Here is a 2268-nt window from a genome sequence, read left to right as displayed (position 1 = left end):
TTTTACAAAGCCCGTGTTGCGATGTTTATCTTAGGCAGTAGCGGATTTGGAAGTCGTCTTATGGAAGAAATCCGAGTTAAACGAGGATTGGCGTATTCCGCCTACTCACGTCTAAGTGTCGCTAAAACCAACACCTATTTCAGCGGTTATCTCCAAACGAAGCTCGAATCGCAGGAAGAAGCGAAAAAAACGGTTGTAGAAGTGATCGATACTTTTGTCCGAGAGGGGGTAACGCAGGGTGAACTCGATCAAGCACGTAAGTTTTTACTCGGCTCCGAGCCGTTACGTGTCGAAACTCTCTCCCAGCGTTTGGGTCGAACGTTTAGCGAATATTATCAAGGAAAACCGCTAGGACATTCGCTTCAAGAACTCGAACTTATTCGCACATTGACTTTGGATGAAGTGAACGATTTTATCAAACGCCACGGCGAAATCCGCGATCTTAGCTATGCTATCGTTACCAAGTGAGGACGGTGAGAAGTTTCACCGTTTAGGGATCACGAGTATTACTGCCCTTTCCCTTATCGCTCCCACCTCTTTTGAAGACCGTCGTCTCAGCCATGAACTTTCCACTAACACGCAATGTGTCATAGATGCGACGGTCGAGCACGTCGTCCGAACCCCAAAAACGCTCAAGATTACCTTCTTTGCACATAACTTAGAGTGTGTGATTGAGGGGGTGATATTTCATCCAAAACCCTACATGATCCATCAGTTTCCACGTGGTGAGCGGGCATTTTTTAGCGGAAAGGCGCAGTGGGAACTGGGGAAATGGACGATCGTCCATCCGATGAAGATCAGTGCCGTCGGTTCCCTCGTTCCGATCTATAAAACAGCACTTCGAGCCGATGTGATGCGTCGTCTGATAGAGAAAAATATCACGGTTGAAAATCTCATCTCAGATGGACTCCCCGAACATATTGCCCATGAACTTTATGCACTTCATTTTCCCGAACTTCCGAAATCTATGAGTGAATCACAACTTCATGCCCTTAAATTCGGTGAACTTTATGAGTATATGCGCCGTCTTAGACTTAAACGCCGTTATCATAAAACCTCCTATAGAGCTTCGGGGGATATTAGTGGATGGATGAAAACCCTTCCGTTTGAACTGACAGAGGATCAAAAAAAAGCGATTGGCGAGATCGAGAGTGATCTCAGAGGTGAACACGCCTCACGCCGTATGATCGTGGGGGATGTCGGATCGGGGAAAACCATGGTGATATTAGCCTCCGTCATCCTGATGCAACCTCACCGCTCGATTCTGATGGCACCGACCACGATCCTCGCCGCACAACTCTATGAAGAAGCCCAAAAATTTCTTCCAAATTTACGAATAGCATTGGTGACCAATGCAACGAAAAAAGCTCCATTGGATGAGTATGACTTTATCATTGGAACCCATGCCTTGCTTCATAGACATCTCCCCGAAGCGGGGCTGGTGATGGTGGATGAACAGCACCGTTTCGGCACCGCTCAGCGCCATGCACTCACGAAACTTACCGATAACGATACCTCACCTCATTACCTCCAATTCTCCGCCACACCGATCCCCCGCACACAGGCGATGATCGATTCAGCCCATATTGATGTGAGCTTGATCGTCCAGACACCTTTTACGAAAAATATTACCACCCGTATCATCGGCAAAAGCGATTTCACAAAATTATTAGATCGCATCCGCTTTGAGATTTCACAAAGTCATCAAGTTCTTATAGTATATCCGTTGGTAGAACAGAGCGAGAGCATCAACTATCAAAGTATCGATGAAGCGCGGGGGTATTGGGAAAAGAATTTCGAGAATGTCTACATCACCTATGGAAAAGACAAGGAAAAAGAGGCAGTATTGATGGCATTTCGAGAGAGCGGAAATATCTTGCTTGCTACGACTGTCATTGAAGTGGGCATTTCACTCCCGCGTCTCTCTACCGTCGTCATTGTGGGAGCCGAACGTTTGGGGCTCTCAACACTCCATCAACTGCGCGGGCGTGTAAGTCGTACCGGATTGCAGGGGTATTGCTATCTCTATAGCAACAAAAACGGTAAAAATGAGCGTTTAGAATCGTTTAGCACCTGCATGAGTGGTTTTGAGATAGCAGCATTGGATCTGAAATTTCGCTCCAGCGGGGATTTGTTGGAGGGGAGTATCCAAAGCGGTAAAAAATTTCGGTGGGCAGATATCGGTGAAGATGAAGTTATTGTGAGGGAAGTCAAGAATTATCTTGACCTCCAAAAAGATTAATAGAGACCGAATCTTCCATCGGTACG

General features: G+C 46.5%; 2 protein-coding genes. Both read left to right on the top strand.

Annotated features, from left to right (window positions below; all coding sequences use genetic code 11):
- On the top strand, nt 1–468 hold a 468-nt coding region (locus JZU62_RS02265), incomplete at its 5' end, for an insulinase family protein (RefSeq protein WP_295011491.1).
- Nucleotides 449–2242: an ATP-dependent DNA helicase RecG gene (gene recG, locus JZU62_RS02260; protein WP_295011489.1), complete on the top strand. Its 1794-nt coding sequence runs from the start codon at nt 449–451 to the stop codon at nt 2240–2242. The genes JZU62_RS02265 and recG, both read left to right, overlap by 20 nt.
- The last annotated feature ends 26 nt before the right edge of the window (nt 2243–2268 follow it).

This window comes from Sulfuricurvum sp. (assembly GCF_019163035.1).
In the GTDB taxonomy this organism is placed as follows: Bacteria; Campylobacterota; Campylobacteria; order Campylobacterales; family Sulfurimonadaceae; genus Sulfuricurvum.
Note: the sequence above shows the minus strand (reverse complement) of the source record. Positions and strands in the feature narration are given on the sequence as shown.